Source organism: Colwellia marinimaniae, assembly GCF_002207865.1.
Lineage (GTDB): Bacteria > Pseudomonadota > Gammaproteobacteria > Enterobacterales > Alteromonadaceae > Colwellia > Colwellia marinimaniae.
This window is the reverse complement of record NZ_BDQM01000423.1, coordinates 1-248: the sequence shown is the minus strand read 5'-3', so window position 1 is coordinate 248 and position 248 is coordinate 1. Positions and strand designations below refer to the sequence as shown.

The 248-nt window shown below is 61.3% G+C and carries 1 protein-coding gene; it reads left to right on the top strand.

The genetic code is table 11. The features are described from left to right. Positions 1-76: 76 nt before the first annotated feature. The coding region (locus tag MTCD1_RS19915; protein WP_268807387.1) for a rhodanese-like domain-containing protein at positions 77-248 on the top strand (172 nt) is incomplete at its 3' end.

The following is a 248-nucleotide window of genomic DNA, read 5'->3' as shown; positions in this document are numbered from 1 at the left end:
CTACTTCATTACCCGGCCAGCGGTTCGGCACATCGTCACCACGCTGAAGTCAATCTATTGCCCTTAAGGAGCGTTTATGACTATTGCTACTCTTTCTCCTGCCGAAGCCCGGGCCCTCATCGACCACGGCGCGCGGCTGATCGATATCCGCGATGCCGATGAATACGCCCGCGAGCATATTCCCGGCGCGGAACTCGTGCCGCTGGCAACCCTGACGAATGGCGCGGCGCTGCGCGCCAGCCCTGAAG